We start from the raw sequence: 18,617 nt of genomic DNA, 5'->3' as shown, positions 1-18,617 counted from the left end.
TATCTTGCTATGATGGCAACATACACAAACTTGAATCAGAAAATGTTAGTTCAAACTCAGTCCCTCTGTCGGTCGTAATAATAAGATCGGCAGATAATTGCTCAACAAGAGCATGAACAACCTGCATACCTAACGAGTTGGATTCCTCTATATCAAATTGGAAAGGAAACCCTACGCCATCATCAACAACCTTAAGAACGATTGAGCTGTCACGCAGCCCAGCTGACAGATACAGCCTTCCGTGTGACCTACCGATGAACGCATGTTTGTACACGTTGGAAATAAGTTCATTGAGAATCAGTCCACACGGCACTGCGGTATCAACAGATAAGTGAATTCGTTCTAAGTCCACAACCAATTCTACCGGAACAACTGCAGAAAAAGCCTGTTCAATGCGTCGTGCCAACTGTTCTACATAATAGCTAAAATCAATACAGGAAAGATCATCTGTACGATAAAGCTCTTCATGCACCAAAGTCATGGACTGAATGCGCCGTTGCGAATCAAGAAAACGCTCACGGTCTTCCAAATTTGAAATGCGCTGCGCCTGAAGACTCAACAGGCTGGAAACAAGTTGCAGATTGTTCTTCACCCGGTGATGCACTTCCTTAAATAAAATTTCCTTCTCTCTTAAGGAGGCACATAAGGCGTCATGTGCGCGCCTTCGTTCCGTAATATCTTCGGCTACACCTACATGTCTGTATATTTCACCGTTAAAATCACTTACGGGGAAGATACGAAAACCAATCCATTTTACTTCTTTTTCTGCACCCACCAAAAAACGATATTCAAAACTTCCAGGCGACTGCCCTTCGTATACTTGCAAAATTCTCTCTGTTGCTTCTTCCCGATCTTCAGGATGAAGCAACTCGAGCACCAAACTAGAATTCAATGCAAATTCATCCGGCGTAAATCCAAACATCTCTGTTGCTGCCGGACTAACGTACGTAAATTCTTTGGTCTTCGCATTACGTACAAAGAATGCTTCACGTACTGTCTCTACAAGCTGCCTGAAACGAGCTTCACTCTCTGTTAAGGCTGCGGCATATTCCTGCCGCTCTTTTGCTTCTCGTCTCAAAAGTGCATTTGCTCGTTCAAGCTCTTCTGTGCGGCTACGAACAAGCTCTTTTAGATGCTCTCCTTCCAAAGCAGCTTCTCGTAGCAGCTGTGCTCTGGTGAGATTACGTTCAATCGCATCTATAAGTATATCCATATTCTTAAGCGGCTTACGCAGGTAATCCCATGCGCCGCGCTTTAACGCTTCAATAACTTCACCGACTTCATCAGTTCCGGATACAACAATAATCGGCAGTGTCGGGTTAACACTACCAAGTTTTGAAAGCACTTCTCCACCTGAGATGTCCGGAAGACGCCAATCAAGCAAAACTGCATCAATCTTTTTTTCTCGAACCAGAGCAAGTCCCTGTAGTCCGCTTTCAGCCTGTGTTACCGTATATCCTTCATCCGCAAGATATGCCGCAATGGTTTCACGCACTACAGGATCATCTTCCATTGTCAGCACATTGGTTGAAACAGTCACGCTATACTCCCGCTGTTTTTCGGTGCCCCACCAGACGACAGACATCCCCGCACTGTTCATCTTTGCTATGCTAATTTTCCGTACCATAGCCACCAGTTTAACGCGCTGTAAAGCTCTCAAATTTCATTATAAAAAAAATCTCTCTGACTATTTTGATAATCAGAGAGATTGATATTCTTTAGGTCGCACCCACCGGCGGCAGCGATTTGGACTATAGAAACGAGGTCAACACAGTCCCAATAAAAAACTACTGCAAAAATTCACTCAACCGCTGGGCAAGATACGTAAAACGCTTTTGCATTTTGTTATTCTTAATTGCTATAGTAAGCGCCTTTGAGGCACCTACAAGAATAACAAGTTTCTTACCGCGAGTTACACCGGTATAAATCAGGTTACGCTGAAGCAATACATAATGCTGAGTAAGCACAGGAATAACCACAGCCTGATATTCAGACCCCTGCGATTTATGAATCGATATTGCGTATGCCGGAACCAGTTCATCCAATTCGTTAAAATCGTAGATGACGTTCTTTTCATCATCAAATCGAACTGTAAGCTTTTTGTCTTCAGTATTTACCACGCAGATACGCCCGATATCGCCGTTGAACACGTCTTTATCGTAGTTGTTACGCAGCTGCATAACTTTGTCATCAAGACGATATTCACGATCGCCGCGCTTCAGACACAATGGTTGCGGATTCAATGCTTCCTGCAACAAGTGGTTCAGATTGCCGGAGCCAGCTGAACCCTTATGCATTGGTGTCAGTACCTGAATCTGATCAATTGCATCGAAACCGAAGCGACGCGGAATATGATTCTTTACCAAATCCACAATCATTGCTGCGCAACGCTCTGGATCATCCTGCCGGATGAAATAGAAGTCAGACAACCGTTCCTTGGAAGATTCCAAAAATGGTACTTCGCCGGCGTTAATCTTATGCGCGTTGGTAATAATATCTGATTCCTGCGCCTGACGGAAAACTTCATGCAGTTCAACCACATCCACAACGCCGGATGAAATAACGTCCTTAAGAACGTTGCCCGGGCCAACAGATGGCAACTGATGTACATCACCGACAAAGATTACGGTAGCGCCAAGCGGAATAGCTTTGAGCAGATGGAACATCAACATGGTGTCCATCATGGAAGATTCATCGATCACAATAAGGCTGCACGCAAGGGGATTGTTTTCGTTACGCTGAAAGCCATCTTCGCGTGGAGAGTATTCCAGCAAACGGTGGATAGTTTTTGCTTCCACCCCGATGGTTTCAAACATGCGCTTAGCCGCACGCCCCGTTGGTGCACACAGCAAAATTTTTGCCTTGAGCTTCTTGTACGACTGCACAATGGCCTTGGTAATTGTTGTTTTACCAGTACCCGGCCCACCTGTGAGCACCATCATCTTACTGCGGACAGCAGTATGCACAGCTTCAAGCTGCTCTTCAGCCAAATTGATTCCAAGATTTGCTACAACCTCTTCAACAATTTCATTCGGATTTTTGATAAGCACAGTTTTCGGCGAACCAAGAATCTTTTTTATGTAGGTCGAAATGCCGGATTCATATGCGTGGAATCGTGTGCGGTAGACAGCAACCTGCCCGTTGGAAAGCTCTTCGATTACAACTCGATCTTCACGTTCGAGAATTTCGATTGCATTTTCAACGAGATCAGCTCGAATATTCAAATTATCGGATGTCTTAGTCACCAGCGCATCAAACGGAAAGTACACATGCCCTTCGTCTGATGTTTTAGTGAGCATGTACAAGGTGCCCGCCTCTGCACGCAAAGGAGAATCCACCTCAAATCCAATTTTCTGAGCAATGATGTCGGCTGTTACAAACCCGATCCCGCTAATATCCATAGCAAGACGGTATGGGTTTTCCTGAACAACACTCAGCGCATGTTTTCCGTAGAACTTATAGATACGGACTGCGTACGCTGTGGAAACACCATGCGGTTGCAGAAACATAATAAGATCGCGGATGCCACGATGCTCTGACCATGCTTCTTGAATACCTATCGCTGTACGCTTACCAATACCTTTTACCGCTGAAAGCCTTTCGGGTTCATTATCCAAAATCGCAAAGGTGTCGTCGCCGAAGGCTTCAACAATGCGTTCAGCAGTCTTGGGGCCGACGCCCTTGATAAGACCGGATGCAAGATAATGACGGATACCTACAAGACCAGCCGGAAGACTGGTTTCATACGTAAGCATTTTAAACTGCCGTCCAAATTTTGCGTTATCCACCCACTCGCCGGTAAGCTTTAAAGAACTCCCGACTTGTGGATCTGCAATATTTCCCACAACAGTGTAGTTATCCCCTGCTGCGGTTTTAAACCTGAGCACAGAATAGCCATTCTCTTCATTATGAAAGACTATACGTTCCAGAGTGCCATCAAGATTGGCGGCACTCTGGGGATTGTTATCGATAGGTAAGGTAGGTTGCATGTAGCTCATGTACTGGCAGTTATATTATTCGTCAAACCCTCTGGGTTCTACAACGCCCGAAACAGGCGAAAAAAATTGCTTACTTTGCTGTAGCAGTAAATCTGCAAGCACAAGTGCGACCATAGATTTTAAAACAGGCACAACACGCGGAATAGCGCAGATGTCGTGACGCCCTTTAATCTGCATAGTGCATGGCTCACCACTGCGTGTGACTGTATGCTGTTCTTTTGCAATGGATGGAATAGGCTTAATTGCGGCACGGGCAATAATAGGCATACCGTTTGAAATGCCGCCAAGGCTACCACCGCAGTTGTTTGATGTGAATCCTTCAGCATTCATGCCGTCGTTATTTTCACTTCCCAACATACGTGCAGCTTCAAAGCCCTGCCCAATTTCGACACCTTTCACCGCTCCTACACTCATAAGAGCATGCGCAAGCAAGGCATCAAGCTTATCGAAAACAGGCTCACCGAGTCCGGCAGGTACGCCGACAGCTTCAATCTGCACTATACCGCCAAGGGTATCGCCATCTTTTTTCACTGCTTTTACTCGTTCATTCCACGCATCAACAATTGCGTCATCCGCTGCAAAGTAGGGGCGCTTCTGTGCTCCTGTTGCATCTATTGTAGAAGCAACAATGCCGCCAACTTCAACTGTGTATGCATTCACACTAATGCCCTGCGTTGCTAGAAGTTGCATTGCAATTGCGCCGCCAGCAACACGGCTTACGGTTTCACGTCCGGAAGAACGTCCGCCGCCGCGGTAGTCACGAAATCCATATTTTTGATCGAATCCGAAATCTGCATGACCCGGTCGCCACTTTTCTATGATGTCGCCATAGTCGCGTGACCGTTGGTCTGTATTCTCAATAATAAACCCTATAGGTGTGCCGGTTGTTCTACCCTCAAACACACCGGAAAGAATGCGCACTGCGTCTGCTTCTTTGCGTGCGGTAGCAGCAATGCCACCCTGACCGGGTTTGCGTAAATCCAGTTCACGCTGAATATCCGCCTCTGTTAATGCAATACCGGATGGGCAACCTTCAATAGTGCCGCCCAAAGCCGCACCGTGAGATTCGCCAAACGTACTTAAGCGAAACAATGTGCCGAACGTATTACCGCCCATATCAGGCTCCTTACTAAAAATCGTCAATGGTTGCCGTTCAAACAAAAGAAAGGGGAATCTTTCATTATGAAAAATTCCCCGATATATACTGAAAAATTATTTCTTAACGAATCACTGTTACAGGACACTCTGCAAGTTGCAGCACTCTATGCGTTGTGCTGCCAAGGAACAAGCCTTTAATGTCTGAATACCCACGAGAACCCATAATGATTATGTCACAGTTCTCGCCCTTCGCTACTTGCATAATAGTATCTTCAGGAATTCCTCCAAGAACCATCTCCGTAACCGACACATGAGCTTTAGCGAATATGTCTTTATATGGTCCTAAAAGTTCTTCTGCATGTGCATCCAGATCGGTAATTGCCTTTTCATACAATTCCTTACTCAACAGCGATGTTACTTCTAAACGACACGTGAGCAATACAACAGAAGCTCCGACCATTGATGCAAAATCTGCAGCATATTCAACAGCCCTTCGGGAATATTCTGAACCATCTACCGGAACAAGAACCTTTTCGATCTTCATATTGTTCTCCTCGCATCGTGTTAGGAATATATTTTTTTGATTATGGAGTATCTAACTATGAAATTGGTTTAGTTTCAAGTAGTTCCATGATGTTATCAATAATTTCCTCAACAGACTGCGTACCATCAACCGTTATATGTGATGATTCGTCATATAAATGCATCCGTGCCGCTAGTACCTCCTTGATTTCATCAACAAGAGATTTTCCTGTTAATGAAGGACGCTGGGCATCCAAAGGATCTGCATTCAAGCGTCGGGCAAGCTCAGTGGGTGGTACATCAATAAAAATAACGACACCGTGTTCACGCATGAACGTACGGTTCTGCTCTCTCAACACCATGCCGCCACCCGTAGCAATTACCGGCGCACTGTCTCCAGTAGCAGCAATTAACGCTGCAGATTCACAGTCTCTAAATGCATCCCAGCCTTCAGATTCGACAATTTCACTGACACTCTTGCCCTGCATCTCGCATAAAAACGCATCAGTATCTATGAAACTGCATTCTAAACGTTTTGCCAGTCCCACTCCCACAGAGGTTTTACCACATCCTCGTGAACCGATAAGATATATCCGCTTTGAACATTCCACGTCGCTTACCTGCTGTAGGTTAAATGTTTAGCAATCGCATGTTTCAATAACTCTGCGCCGTTTCCTTCCACAGAATTGTAAGCAAGAGGCAGTGTTGTCCAGCCGCCCGCAGCTAACGGAATTTCAAAAGACGTGGCAATATGCAGCAACACACGGTTGTATGCGTCATGCACTGCATCCTGACATTTCAGGGTATACTTTATATTGGATGGGTTCATTCTGCACAGGAATTTAAATTTCTTTGAAACCCACGTACGACACACCATCGGGCGTGCTTCGTAGCATGAACATTCATTATTCAATAAAAAAGGACAGGGCGCAGTCAATTTTTCTGTCAGCGTTCCCAACTCGTCCCATTTATCTTCCTGTAATGCTTTCCATAACACTGGCTGTTGCGGTGTAAAATTTTCCTGCCATGCTGGAAAACCCTCCGCAAATGCCGTTGCTATATCGTCACCTTCCATACAGTGGATACAAGCCACAGCCTCAAAAATATCCATGAAGATAGGCTGAGAACAGCAATAGCTGCATCCCTTGGCACAGGTTTGTGTATGGTGCGGCACTTCACGTTCAACACTGTCATCCACAAATTTCCAAAAACCACGCATAAGGGCAGCAATGCTGCCCGCTGCTTCTTCCGGAGTCTCAAACAACAGCTCAGGCAACATTTCCGACTCATTGAACAAAGCGGTAAATGTTTCCTTGCGAATAACTCGTTCTTGTTTTGTTTCTGAAACCAAAATGTATCCTTATCCGTTATACCAAAAGAAAATTATCACATCTATTTTTTTGCAACAGAGCCACATTATGACCATTACTGTCAACAATCAGAGCCGCAACTTTCTATATTGGATAAAAAAGATGCTTGCGGTTCGGGCTTTGAACTCAAAATATTCCATGCTACAGAAGCTAACCACATACTGTACTGGAGGACGAAATTGACTGTCGGACATATTACTCGAATTTTATCTGCACTACTTATTATCAGTACTATTTTCTTTGCAGGGTGCAGCCAGTCTCCCCCACCGACCGAATCTGTTGATCCGGTTATTGAACAACCCGAAGGGGAGCGATTCATAAAACTTAGTGAATCGGAAGCCGATACTGTGATTCAAACTCTCACAATTGGCAAACAGGGAATGAAATCATGGATGGATTTTGCTCCCGCCCTTGAACGTTCCGCTCTTTACGTCTCCAGAAAGCCACAGTCCAAACTGGCGCTTAACAAATACGGATTGAAAGTTACGTGGAAAACACTTGCGGAAGCTATTAAACGTATGCAGTTGCTTTTGCCTGAACTTGATGCAAATCCTGAATTACTGGCAAAGAACTTTACGTTTTATAGGCTTGATGCAGACCCACAATTTACTGGATACTATGAGCCAGCCTTAGAGGCGAGCCTTACCAAAAAACCAGGCTATGCATATCCACTGTTCGCAAAACCTTCCGATCTTCAGGTACTGAACCTCGAAGACATTCATCCACGATGGAAAGGACAGCGTGCAATATACCGAATAGACTCCGGCAAAGCCGTTCCATACTATGACAGAAAGGCTATCGACCTTGATGGTGCTCTTAATTCACGTGGTCTTGAAGTCGCATGGGCAAAAGATCCGCTGGATATTTTTTTCTTACAGATTCAAGGTTCCGGTCGTCTCCTTCTGGAAGATGGATCAACCACACATATTCTGTATGACGGAAAAAACGGTCGCCCATATGTTTCTTTAGGTCGAGTCATGCTTCGTAAAGGCTTACTGCCTAAAGATGGCGTGTCCATGCAGGCTATACGCAAATACTTTGATGACAATCCGGAAGACACATATAAGCTTCTGGCCACAAATCCAAGCTATGTGTTTTTCAAACTCTCAGACAGCGGCCCGTATGGCGCAATGGGACAAACCCTCACACCGCGTGTCTCACTGGCAACAGATCCGTCATATATTCCTCTAGGAAGCATGTTCCTTTTTGATGTGCCAATGCCGGAAAAAGATGAAAAAGGCGCATTCCAGTACGGCGATAATATGAAAGGACTAGGACTCGCACAGGATACTGGTGGCGCTATCAAAAAACACCACTTGGATCTCTTCAGCGGTTACGGTGAAGATGCTACATGGATTGCTGGCCACATGAATGCAGACGGCGCAGTTTGGCTATTGTTACCTAAATAATTCACCAAACATTGTTAAGTACAAAAGGAGAGCATGAGCTCTCCTTTTTTTATGTAGGTTGTTGTCTTTGCAACAGACTCTTGTGTTTGTTTATTGCAGGGTTGGTTCTCGTTAAAGTACGTAATGAAATGGTTATGTACTTTTGGGGTGAAAAAGGAGGAGGAATGGAGCGAGATCGGGAGTACCGCTTCTTATTATTCCTAGTCTGGTAAAGCGCATTACCATACTCCCTGCTATTAGGAGTTACTATGGGCTCTGAAAGAAGAAAGCCATCACTCTTGTGGGCTCTTCTAACCTTTTCCCTTCCTGTTGCCGTTATTCTATACGGTACAGTTATCCTCGGCGTACGCCCTCCGGTGCTGCCACTGTTAGTTGCCGTGGTGCTTGCTGGCGTCATGTCACTACGAATCGGATATTCATGGGAAGAATTACAAGAAGGCATGCTGTCTGCCGTTGGAAGAATCCAGCTGGCTGTTGCCATTTTAATGATCGTCGGAATGATTATTCCGGCATGGATGGCTTCCGGCACCATCCCAGCGATTATTTATTGGGGATTAAAATTTATTTCTCCTGAACACTTTCTTGTTTCAACCTTTATTCTCTGCTCTGTGGCATCGCTGGCCACAGGTACATCTTTCGGCACCATGGGCACCATTGGTGTAGCACTGCTTGGGGTGGGCGGCGCTATGCAATTTGATCCTGCATGGACAGTTGGTGCGATTGTTTCCGGTGCGTACTTTGGAGATAAAATGTCTCCAGTATCCGATTCCACTAATATTACAGCGACGGTATGTGGAGTTCCGCTGTTCACACACATATCATCTATGCTCTGGACAACTGTTCCAGCAGCAATAATTACTTTGATTGGCTACTGGCTGCTCGGCTCAATGCATACCGGAGACTCCGGTAGTGTCGCCAATATCAATGTGATTCTTTCTAACCTTGAAGCATCATTCAACCTGACCCCTATCGTATTTATTCCACCGGCATTAATGATCATTCTTGCGTACAAAAGATTCCCTGTATTGCCGGTAATGATTGTCTGCCTCGTAAGTGCGCTTGCAATTGCAGTCTTCGAAGGCTCTACCGTTGCAGAACTCGCAGGACAGATGACCCGTGGCTACAAAGCTGCCACTGCTTCACCGGAACTGAACAAACTTCTTTCCCGTGGTGGTCTCATGAGCATCATGGTTACAATTCTCCTGCTTACAAGCGGTATGGCTTTTGGGGGTATTCTTGAAAAAGCACGCGTTCTCGAAGTATTGCTTGAAGCTATGCTCCGTGGCGCCAAGTCTGCCACTAGCCTTGTAGGTGCAACATTGGTTGCTGCATACATTATCCTTCTCGGTACAGGTAGCCAAATTCTGGCTGTTGTTGTTCCGGGACGTGCATTCAGCGACTCATATAAGGATGCTGATATCGCCCCGCAGGTTCTCTCCCGAACATGTGAAGACGCCGGAACTCTCGGCTGCCCTCTTGTCCCATGGAGTGTGCATGCTTTCTATATTCTAGGAGTTCTCGGTGTGAGTGCTGTCGACTTTATGCCGTACGCATTCTTTAACTTCACCATACCACTCATTTCCATGGCATGTGCTGTCACAGGATTTGGGATTTTTAATACGAAAGGTGAGCCGGTTCGCCCACTCGCCCTGAGCAAAGAAAGTAGCACAGCATAATTGTTGAAGGATTTACTATGCCTCGGAAAAACATCAAAAACGTTCTATTCATCATGCTCGACACGTTGCAGTTCAACTATCTTGGCTGCTACGGAAACAAAGAAGTAAAAACTCCTAACCTCGACAAGTTCGCGGATAAAGGATTTCTCTTCGAGAATGCATACAGTGAAGGACTACCTACCATTCCTGTACGCAGAGCATTAATGACAGGACGTTTTACTTTACCATACAGCGGCTGGCGTCCTCTTACTACTGAAGACACCACAATTACAGACATGCTCTGGTGTCGTGAAGTTCAGACTGCTTTAGTCTACGACACACCACCAATGCGCTTGCCTAAATATGGATATTCACGTGGTTTCGATTATGTCCGTTTTTGCAACGGACATGAGCTGGACCACGAAACATTCAGCAACGTCCATCTTAATGATAAGTTTAAAGGAGAAGATTTTCTTTCTCCTGAATGGCTCAAAAAGAATGCAAACGGCGAATACGATGATTCAAGTAAATCATTAATTCGCGAAACCGAATGTTATCTCCGTCAACGTCAGGACTGGCAGTCTGATGCAGATAACTATGCATCAGTAGTTATCTCTGAAGCTGACAACTGGATTAAAGAAAAACGCGATCCAAACCGTCCGTTCTTCTTATGGCTCGATTCATTTGATCCGCATGAGCCTTGGGATCCACCTTCCGTATGGGAAGAAAGACCATGCCCATACAATCCGGATTACAAAGGGAACCCGCTTCTCATTGCGCCTTGGACTGAAATTGAAGGCGTAATGACCGAAGAAGAATGTGAACACATTCGCGCACTGTACGCTGAAAAAGTGACACTGGTGGATAAGTGGCTCGGCAAGTTATTCGATTCTCTGAAAGCTCAAGGTCTGTGGGAAAAAACTATGGTCGTTGTTACCTCCGACCACGGACAACCTATGGGTAATGATGAGCATGGCCACGGTCTCATGCGTAAATGTCGCCCTTGGCCATACGAAGAACTTGTACACGTACCACTGCTCGCACATGTACCAGGTCTGGAAGGCGGTAAACGTATCGATAGCTTTGTTCAAAACGTCGACATTACAGCCACAATTCTTGATGCACTTGGACTTGATGATTCAAATGCTCTTGAAGAAACCGGACACGAAGGCATCAACACTTTTGATGCAGACGAACTTCAGGGAATCAGTTTACTCCCAGTAATGCGGGGGGAAGCTGAAAAGGTTCGTGACTTTGCTATTGCTGGATACTACGGTATGTCCTGGTCTATAATCACTCATGATTATAGTTATATCCATTGGTTGCAAAAAGAGATCGACACGGATTCCATGAACAAAATCTTCTACGATGGTTCAGGCTCAGGCGGTAACGCTGGTGAACAGTCTGCAAAACTAGAAGTAAAAGAAGAAATGTGGACATGTGTTCCAGGGGCAGAAGTTTCTGTACCTCAATCTGATGAGCTTTTTGACCGACGGGCTGACCAGTTTCAATTAAAAAACATCATTAACGACAATCCGGAGAAAGCCAAAGAACTGCTACAGCAATTAAAGCTGTTCATTGGTGAACTCCGCACCACATAAGTAAAGATAACGAGAACTGAATAGGCTCTCTTGTATTGAGAAGGACGAATCATGATCACACACGATGTAGACGAATTCTGGCGAGTTCACGTTGATAGCCATGCCTGGGAACAGGTGTTGCACCTCGGAAGAAAAAAAGAATTCAAGCACGGTGAAGTCATCATCAATGCAGGAGAGCTGGTTCAGGAACTCTGCTACTTGCAGTCCGGTATTGTGCGTATGCAACGCACGGCATGGGATGGCGCGGAAAAGATTATTATGCATATTGAGCAGAACTCGTTATTCAGCGAAGCTCCGTTCTTTATTAATAGACCTATACGCAGCTATTTTTCCTGCTATCAAGATGCTACAGTATATTTCTTCTCACGAAAAACTGTGGAAGAAATGCTACCTCAGTATCCGGAAATTGCAAAAGACATCATTCGTACGCTCTCTGAAAAAATAAGCGTCCTCAGCAACCAGTCAGCTTCTTTAGGCTTAGACTCGCTGGATCAGCGGATAATTAAATTTATTCTCCTACGCTATAACTCAGCACCGCTTCACGCAAACGAAGTTATTTCTTTAGGCTCATTACGAATGAAGGACATCGCCAGCATACTTGGTGCGCACAGGGCTACGCTATACAAATCACTCAAGGAACTAGAGAAGGCAGAGCTTATTAAAATGCTGCCGAAGAACAAGATACACATTCTCGACATAGAGGGTCTATCTTCTCTTGTTTACGAATAAAATTTTCTGGAGATATTTCTATGAGCACTATTACCTCGGTTCCAAAAGAACATCTCGATAATTTCTTTGCATCACTTTCTGACGCAATTCTCTTTTTCCATAAAGAGCTGTGTCCACATTGCAAAAATATGGAAAAAGTTCTGATTAAATTTTCTGCAAAAGCTCCATCAGTAGAAATTTACAGCATAGATAGTGAAATCCATCCTGAATTAATGAAAAAGCTTTCATTTGAACGTGTCCCAACACTCGTGTTTGTTCGCAACGGTGAAGTTGTAAAGGTTCACTCCGGTTTAATGAACCCGCGTGAACTAAAAACTCTCCACGCCTCCCTGTAACTCGTAACGTCAGGGATAACGACATGAGCACAACATACGATCTAATCATTCTAGGCGGCGGCGTTGCAGGCATGACATCTGCCATTTACGGAGCGCGTGCGAACCTGCGCGTTCTCATCCTTGACGAGAACGCATGTGGCGGACTTGTTAACTGGACAAAAGTCGTTGAAAACATGCCATCCTACACCAGCATAGGTGGGATGGAATTAGTTGAACGCATTCAAGAACAGGTGGAAGCTCTTGGTGTAGACATAGAAGAAGCAGCTTGTATTGATGCCATCGACTTCTCCGGTGAAGAAAAAATTATCGAAGCCGACGACACAGTCTACAAAGCAAAAGCGGTGATCGTGGCAACAGGACGCAAGCCTGTTCCACTAGAAGTAGCTGGAGAATGTGAGAACGTCCATTTTTGTGCCATTTGTGATGGCGCTGCGTACAAAGGGAAAAAAGTTCTTGTGGTGGGTGGCGGCAATAGTGGTTTCGATGAAGCCATTGCCCTGCTTGACCAAGGGATTGAAGAACTCATGCTTGTGGAGAAGATGGATACCTTCTTTGCAGCGCAAAGCGCACAGGATGAATTACAATCACGCCCTAATTCAACGATCTCGCACTCAACAGAAGTGACTGCTGTTGATTACGGTGAAAAGCTCCAGTCAGTTACGTTGCGTAATGTTGTAACTGACGAAATAATCGAACATGAATGTGACGGCATATTTGTATTTATGGGACAAGAGCCCGGAACAGACGTTTTTGAGGGACAACTCTCACTCGATGAAAACGGATATATTGATACTGACGATCTGATGAAAACATCCGTAGCCGGTGTCTTTGCAGCAGGCGACGTACGACAGAAAAAGTATCGTCAAATCACCACAGCAATGGCAGATGGAACTATCGCCGCACTCGAAGCTGAACGTTTCATTCACAGTATTGCAGAGTAGCCCATGGAAACGCTCCAGATAACCATTCTGGATCCAGACACGAGCAATGCACAGCATGCAGCAAGCCAGCTTCGAATCTTACTGAAAAAGAAAGGTCTGCCTGCTTTGGTTCAAGAGATAACTTGCTATTTAGAAATTTCACGCCAAGGTCTGAACGGAAAAACGCCTGTAATTGCTGTGGATGGTAAAAACTTTCAATGTAAAAATCTAAGCTCTGAATTGCTCGAGCAATTCACGCAATGGATGGCAACAAATCTAAATGACTAAAAATGCACCTCCAGAATATCCCAACCATATTCTGATCAAGCTCTTCGTATGGTGAACTAGTTCCTATTCGATTGTCTTGCAGTAAAAAGGCGCTTATCCGAGGATAAGCGCCTTTTTCAGTACTTTCTATGCAAAGCGTAGGTAAATAACCAATCAGAGTCATGGACACCAGTTAAAAGCATTCTGGTGTGTCCAAGAGCAAGAATTCAAACGCAGAGAGAATGAAAAGCCAGGCACAGTCGTTTGCAAGGAATAACCATTGCGGATGGCTTATGCATCTGGGAGGTTGCTTCCCCGGTTCTACAAGGGAGGATTTAAAGAAAAGTCCTACCATTATGCCCACACATAACAACTCCCCCCCTACTTAGCGCTTCTATGGTTCTTCTCGACATTGTTTTTAGTACACAGTGCGCCACTGGAAAATGTGCTGCACACCATAATCATTCCGTGGATAATTTCAGAAAGAGCAAGTTACCCCCATTCATTCCTTCTAGCTGAAGTCATTATTCTCGGCATTGTTTTTCGTACCTGAAGATGCAAAGCGAGCTTCTTTTGAGCCGCCGCGAATCTTCCGAGAATCATTACAGAAAGAGGAAGCATGGGATCACTCGTTAAAGCTCGGGGAATAGAAAGGTAGCGGCAGCCGTTAGCAAGGAACGAGCATACGAATGGCTTATGCAAAGCTGCGCTAGCGTTTGAGCGCCCCGTCCCCCTACGGGAGCGTGGAAAGAGAAAGCTTGGGACTTGGTATCAGTCAAAGCAACTGAAACACCATATCCACCAAGAACAGTAAACGGTACTCACCACAAAAAAAACAAAAGCCGTCTATCCAAAGATAGTCGGCTTTCATAAAATTCAAAGCTAGATCCTTTCTTCTTCATTCAGTGAACGGAAAAGCAATAGTCAGAGCTCAACAGCCTATTCAGCCAGAAAAGCTGAAAACAAAGCAAAGGGATAGACATATGAATATTTCGACCTAAGTGTCTCTACTTAGTCATAGAAATCATAGATAAAGGAAAAGGGCAAAGCAGAAAAAGATAGATGAGAAGAGAAAGAAAAACTAAGCGAAGGTCGAAGATAGGAGTGCAGATTAAGAGAAGAGGAATACAAAAGGCTCAACCAAACTCCGCTCTACAGAGATCATCACTTTCTGACTTCATAGAATAGTTTGGCTGGCGGCGTAATGCCTTAGACCAAACCTCGCGCCCTTTGAGCGCTCATCGCCTGTGGTAAAGCAAGCCGCAATGAAAGATTGTTGAACAAAAAAAGATCGCGTTTCAAAAGAAACGCGGTCTTAAAATATATCTTGGCAGCGACCTACTTTCCCACAGGCTCCCCTGCAGTATCATCGGCGATGGTTGGCTTGACTTCCGAGTTCGGAATGGGATCGGGTATACCCCAACCTCCATGGCCACCAAGAAAAATCTCAGCTTACTTTATAAATACGGAAAGATGTAAATCACATCGTACTCACAAGTAATAAATATATTCTAGCAACGACCTACTTTCCCACAGGCTCCCCTGCAGTATCATCGGCGATGGTTGGCTTGACTTCCGAGTTCGGAATGGGATCGGGTATACCCCAACCTCCGTGGTCACTAGAAAAAAAATCGGGTCAGTCAGATATCCGGAAAGGCAAACAATATATACCTTGTTGCGCACATCGAATGGCTAACCCTAAATATTAATCTAATAGGGAGGAAAAGAATGATTTAGTGTAGAAAAATAAGGCTCACGGACTATTAGTACTGGTTAGCTGAAGGCATCACTGCCCTTACACACCCAGCCTATCAACCTGGTGGTCTACCAGGGTCCTTTAGCTCAATAAATGAGAGGGAGATCTTATCTTAAGTGAGGCTTCCCGCTTAGATGCTTTCAGCGGTTATCCCTTCCGAACGTAGCTACTCAGCTATGCCGTTGGCACGACAACTGACCCACCAGAGGTTCGTTCACCCCGGTCCTCTCGTACTAGGGGCAACTCCTTTCAAATCTCCTACGCCCACAGCAGATAGGGACCAAACTGTCTCACGACGTTTTAAACCCAGCTCGCGTACCACTTTAAACGGCGAACAGCCGTACCCTTGGGACCTGCTTCAGCCCCAGGATGTGATGAGCCGACATCGAGGTGCCAAACCGCGCCGTCGATGTGAACTCTTGGGCGCGATCAGCCTGTTATCCCCGGCGTACCTTTTATCCAATGAGCGATGGCCCTTCCATGCGGAACCACCGGATCACTAACACCAACTTTCGTTCCTGCTCGAGATGTCTCTCTTACAGTCAAGCTCGCTTATGCGTTTGCACTCAACGACTGGTTTCCAATCAGTCTGAGCGAACCTTTGTATGCCTCCGTTACTCTTTAGGAGGCGACCGCCCCAGTCAAACTACCCACCAGACACTGTTTCCTAACCGGATAACGGTAGAGGATTAGAGCCTTAGACTAGCAAGGGTGGTATTTCAAGGTTGGCTCCACAAACACTGGCGTGCCTGCTTCAAAGCCTCCCACCTATCCTACACATGCTAGCCCAAAACCCAATGTCAAGCTATAGTAAAGGTGCACAGGGTCTTTCCGTCTTGCTGCGGGTACACGGCATTTTCACCGCGAATTCAATTTCACCGAGTCTGTAGTTGAGACAGTGCGGAGATCGTTACGCCATTCGTGCAGGTCGGAACTTACCCGACAAGGAATTTCGCTACCTTAGGACCGTTATAGTTACGGCCGCCGTTTACCGGGGCTTCGGTTCGCTGCTTCGCCGAAGCTAACAACTCCCCTTAACCTTCCGGCACCGGGCAGGCGTCAGTCCATATACGTCGTCTTACGACTTTGCATAGACCTATGTTTTTAGTAAACAGTCGCCACCGCCATTTCTCTGCGGCTCTCCATTGCTTTGTTTCGCGAGGAAACTAACAACAAGGAGCACCCCTTATCCCGAAGTTACGGGGTCATTTTGCCGAATTCCTTAACTACAGTTCTCTCGAGCGCCTTGGATTACTCATCCCGCCCACCTGAGTCGGTTTGCGGTACGGTTTGCATAGACTAAACTTAGAAGCTTTTCTTGGAAGCATGGACTCAACACCTTACGTTCTTGCGAACTCCGCATCGTGTCTCAGGCATGTAGAGGTACGGATTTGCCTATACCTCAACCCTACGCACTTGCACTGGCTATTCCAACAGCCAGCGTGTCTATCCTACTCCGTCCCTCCATCGCACATCTATACAAGTACAGGAATATTAACCTGTTTCCCATCGACTACGCTTTTCAGCCTCGCCTTAGGGGCCGACTAACCCGGGGCAGATTACCTTTACCCCGGAAACCTTGGGCTTACGGCGGATGGGTTTCTCACCCATCTTATCGTTACTCATGTCAGCATAATCACTTCTCTACCGTCCAGCATGCTTCACAGCACACCTTCAACCAGTAGAGAACGCTCTCCTACCACCAGCACAAAGTGCTGATCCGAAGCTTCGGCACCATACTTAGCCCCGTTACATTTTCGGCGCAGAATCTCTAGACCAGTGAGCTATTACGCTTTCTTTAAAGGATGGCTGCTTCTAAGCCAACCTCCTGGCTGTCTAGGAAATTCCACCGCCTTTTCCACTGAGTATGGATTTGGAGGCCTTAGCTGTCGGTCTGGGCTGTTTCCCTTTCGACTACGGCCCTTCTCAGTCGCAGTCTGACTCCCGAGGATCATTTATACGGTATTCGGAGTTTGATAGGGTTTGGTAAGCTGGTGAGCCCCCTAGCCCTGTCAGTGCTCTACCCCCGTTAAACTACCTCGAGGCTATACCTCAATATATTTCGGAGAGAACCAGCTATCACCAGGTTTGATTGGCCTTTCACCCCTATCCACAAGTCATCCAAATCGTTTTCAACCGATACTGGTTCGGTCCTCCACTCAGTTTTACCTGAGCTTCAACCTGCTCATGGATAGATCACCTGGTTTCGGGTCTAATCCACTGTACTTGTCGCCCTTATCAGACTCGCTTTCGCTACGGCTCCACTTTCGCTTAACCTTGCACAGTAGATTAACTCGCTGACTCATTATGCAAAAGGCACGCGGTCACATCTCAAGGATGCTCCCACAGCTTGTAGGCAACTGGTTTCAGGTTCTATTTCACTCCCCTAACAGGGGTTCTTTTCACCTTTCCCTCACGGTACTGGTTCACTATCGGTCACTAGTTAGTACTTAGCCTTGGAAGATGGTCCTCCCAGATTCCCACGGAGTTTCTCGTGTTCCGCGGTACTCAGGAACAGTCAGTGTCATGTTCGACTTCAGGTACGGGACTTTCACCCTCTACGGTCAAGCTTCCCAGCTTGTTCCCCTATCTAATAATGAATCACTTGATGACTGCCCTACAACCCCGCCATGTCGAAACATGACGGTTTGGGCTATTCCCCGTTCGCTCGCCGCTACTAAGAGAGTCTCGTTTGATTTCCTTTCCTCGGGGTACTGAGATGTTTCACTTCCCCCGGTTAGCCTCTCTAAACCTATGTATTCAGTAAAGAGATAACGGGACATAACTCCCGCTGGGTTTCCCCATTCAGAAATCTATGGGTCAAAGGATGTTTGGCTCCTCACCATAGCATATCGCAGCCTACCACGTCTTTCATCGCCTTCTAGTGCCAAGGCATCCGCCAGTTGCCCTTAATAACTTATTTTTCTACGGACATTCTTTTCCGTCCCTATCGATTG

Annotated in this window: 13 protein-coding genes and 3 rRNA genes; 7 read left to right on the top strand and 9 right to left on the bottom strand. The window is 45.8% G+C overall.

What is annotated here, in order from left to right:
* Nucleotides 1–7: 7 nt before the first annotated feature.
* The 6 genes from ACZ5V1_RS01670 to ACZ5V1_RS01645 form a co-directional block, all read right to left on the bottom strand.
* Nucleotides 8–1,540 (bottom strand): sensor histidine kinase, encoded by a 1,533-nt coding sequence (locus ACZ5V1_RS01670; RefSeq protein WP_464390305.1) that lies wholly within the window; start codon nucleotides 1,538–1,540, stop codon nucleotides 8–10.
* 247 nt (nucleotides 1,541–1,787) lie between these two features.
* The gene (gene recD2 / locus ACZ5V1_RS01665) at nucleotides 1,788–3,989 is read right to left on the bottom strand and encodes an SF1B family DNA helicase RecD2 (protein ID WP_464390304.1); all 2,202 of its coding nucleotides are present in this window, start codon (nucleotides 3,987–3,989) and stop codon (nucleotides 1,788–1,790) included.
* Nucleotides 3,990–4,013: 24 nt separating this feature from the next.
* Nucleotides 4,014–5,114, bottom strand: a complete 1,101-nt coding sequence (aroC, locus tag ACZ5V1_RS01660) for a chorismate synthase (RefSeq protein WP_464390303.1) — start codon at nucleotides 5,112–5,114, stop codon at nucleotides 4,014–4,016.
* Nucleotides 5,115–5,217: 103 nt separating this feature from the next.
* Nucleotides 5,218–5,640 carry a universal stress protein gene (locus ACZ5V1_RS01655; protein ID WP_160713980.1) on the bottom strand — a complete coding sequence of 141 codons (423 nt, stop codon included), beginning with the start codon at nucleotides 5,638–5,640 and terminating at the stop codon, nucleotides 5,218–5,220.
* A gap of 55 nt (nucleotides 5,641–5,695) precedes the next feature.
* Nucleotides 5,696–6,229 carry a shikimate kinase AroL gene (gene aroL / locus ACZ5V1_RS01650; protein WP_464390302.1) on the bottom strand — a complete coding sequence of 178 codons (534 nt, stop codon included), beginning with the start codon at nucleotides 6,227–6,229 and terminating at the stop codon, nucleotides 5,696–5,698.
* 5 nt (nucleotides 6,230–6,234) lie between these two features.
* Nucleotides 6,235–6,969, bottom strand: coding sequence for a YkgJ family cysteine cluster protein (locus tag ACZ5V1_RS01645; protein WP_464390301.1), 735 nt, complete (start codon nucleotides 6,967–6,969; stop codon nucleotides 6,235–6,237).
* Between the two features lie 198 nt (nucleotides 6,970–7,167).
* Here ACZ5V1_RS01645 and mltA point away from each other — a divergent pair, with 198 nt between their 5' ends.
* The 7 genes from mltA (at nucleotide 7,168) to ACZ5V1_RS01610 (ending at nucleotide 13,925) form a co-directional block, all read left to right on the top strand.
* Entirely contained in the window at nucleotides 7,168–8,397 is a 1,230-nt protein-coding gene (gene mltA, locus ACZ5V1_RS01640; protein WP_464390300.1) for a murein transglycosylase A, read from the top strand.
* 248 nt (nucleotides 8,398–8,645) lie between these two features.
* Nucleotides 8,646–10,073, top strand: a complete 1,428-nt coding sequence (nhaC, locus tag ACZ5V1_RS01635; RefSeq protein WP_464390299.1) for a Na+/H+ antiporter NhaC — start codon at nucleotides 8,646–8,648, stop codon at nucleotides 10,071–10,073.
* 17 nt (nucleotides 10,074–10,090) lie between these two features.
* Nucleotides 10,091–11,653 (top strand): sulfatase, encoded by a 1,563-nt coding sequence (locus ACZ5V1_RS01630; protein WP_464390298.1) that lies wholly within the window; start codon nucleotides 10,091–10,093, stop codon nucleotides 11,651–11,653.
* 51 nt (nucleotides 11,654–11,704) lie between these two features.
* Complete coding sequence (locus ACZ5V1_RS01625) at nucleotides 11,705–12,382, top strand: Crp/Fnr family transcriptional regulator (protein WP_464390297.1); 678 nt, start codon at nucleotides 11,705–11,707, stop codon at nucleotides 12,380–12,382.
* Nucleotides 12,383–12,402: 20 nt separating this feature from the next.
* Nucleotides 12,403–12,717 carry a thioredoxin family protein gene (locus ACZ5V1_RS01620; protein WP_464390296.1) on the top strand — a complete coding sequence of 105 codons (315 nt, stop codon included), beginning with the start codon at nucleotides 12,403–12,405 and terminating at the stop codon, nucleotides 12,715–12,717.
* Nucleotides 12,718–12,740: 23 nt separating this feature from the next.
* A complete protein-coding gene (locus ACZ5V1_RS01615) occupies nucleotides 12,741–13,658 on the top strand; it encodes an NAD(P)/FAD-dependent oxidoreductase (RefSeq protein WP_464390295.1) in 918 nt (305 codons plus the stop codon).
* 3 nt (nucleotides 13,659–13,661) lie between these two features.
* Nucleotides 13,662–13,925 (top strand): hypothetical protein, encoded by a 264-nt coding sequence (locus tag ACZ5V1_RS01610; RefSeq protein WP_464390294.1) that lies wholly within the window; start codon nucleotides 13,662–13,664, stop codon nucleotides 13,923–13,925.
* A gap of 1,304 nt (nucleotides 13,926–15,229) precedes the next feature.
* Here the strand turns inward: ACZ5V1_RS01610 and rrf (ACZ5V1_RS01605) are convergent.
* The 3 genes from rrf (ACZ5V1_RS01605) to ACZ5V1_RS01595 all read right to left on the bottom strand — a co-directional run bounded on the left by rrf (ACZ5V1_RS01605) (nucleotide 15,230) and on the right by ACZ5V1_RS01595 (nucleotide 18,583).
* A 5S ribosomal RNA gene (gene rrf / locus ACZ5V1_RS01605) occupies nucleotides 15,230–15,344 on the bottom strand.
* Between the two features lie 69 nt (nucleotides 15,345–15,413).
* A 5S ribosomal RNA gene (rrf, locus tag ACZ5V1_RS01600) occupies nucleotides 15,414–15,528 on the bottom strand.
* Between the two features lie 118 nt (nucleotides 15,529–15,646).
* Nucleotides 15,647–18,583, bottom strand: a 23S ribosomal RNA gene (locus ACZ5V1_RS01595).
* Nucleotides 18,584–18,617 lie beyond the last annotated feature (34 nt).

The sequence above is a fragment of the Halodesulfovibrio oceani subsp. galateae genome (genome assembly GCF_055397225.1).
The sequence above is the reverse complement of the archived record's forward strand: the minus strand, read 5'-3'. Positions and strand labels throughout refer to the sequence as shown.

What these genes read in the sequence shown, in the direction of transcription:
- recD2 (WP_464390304.1), bottom strand. Translation starts at nt 3,989, where the DNA reads ATGCAACCTACCTTACCTATCGATAACAATCCCCAGAGTGCCGCCAAT.
- aroC (WP_464390303.1), bottom strand. Translation starts at nt 5,114, where the DNA reads ATGGGCGGTAATACGTTCGGCACATTGTTTCGCTTAAGTACGTTTGGC.
- ACZ5V1_RS01655 (WP_160713980.1), bottom strand. Translation starts at nt 5,640, where the DNA reads ATGAAGATCGAAAAGGTTCTTGTTCCGGTAGATGGTTCAGAATATTCC.
- nhaC (WP_464390299.1), top strand. Translation starts at nt 8,646, where the DNA reads ATGGGCTCTGAAAGAAGAAAGCCATCACTCTTGTGGGCTCTTCTAACC.
- ACZ5V1_RS01630 (WP_464390298.1), top strand. Translation starts at nt 10,091, where the DNA reads ATGCCTCGGAAAAACATCAAAAACGTTCTATTCATCATGCTCGACACG.
- ACZ5V1_RS01625 (WP_464390297.1), top strand. Translation starts at nt 11,705, where the DNA reads ATGATCACACACGATGTAGACGAATTCTGGCGAGTTCACGTTGATAGC.
- ACZ5V1_RS01620 (WP_464390296.1), top strand. Translation starts at nt 12,403, where the DNA reads ATGAGCACTATTACCTCGGTTCCAAAAGAACATCTCGATAATTTCTTT.
- ACZ5V1_RS01615 (WP_464390295.1), top strand. Translation starts at nt 12,741, where the DNA reads ATGAGCACAACATACGATCTAATCATTCTAGGCGGCGGCGTTGCAGGC.
- ACZ5V1_RS01610 (WP_464390294.1), top strand. Translation starts at nt 13,662, where the DNA reads ATGGAAACGCTCCAGATAACCATTCTGGATCCAGACACGAGCAATGCA.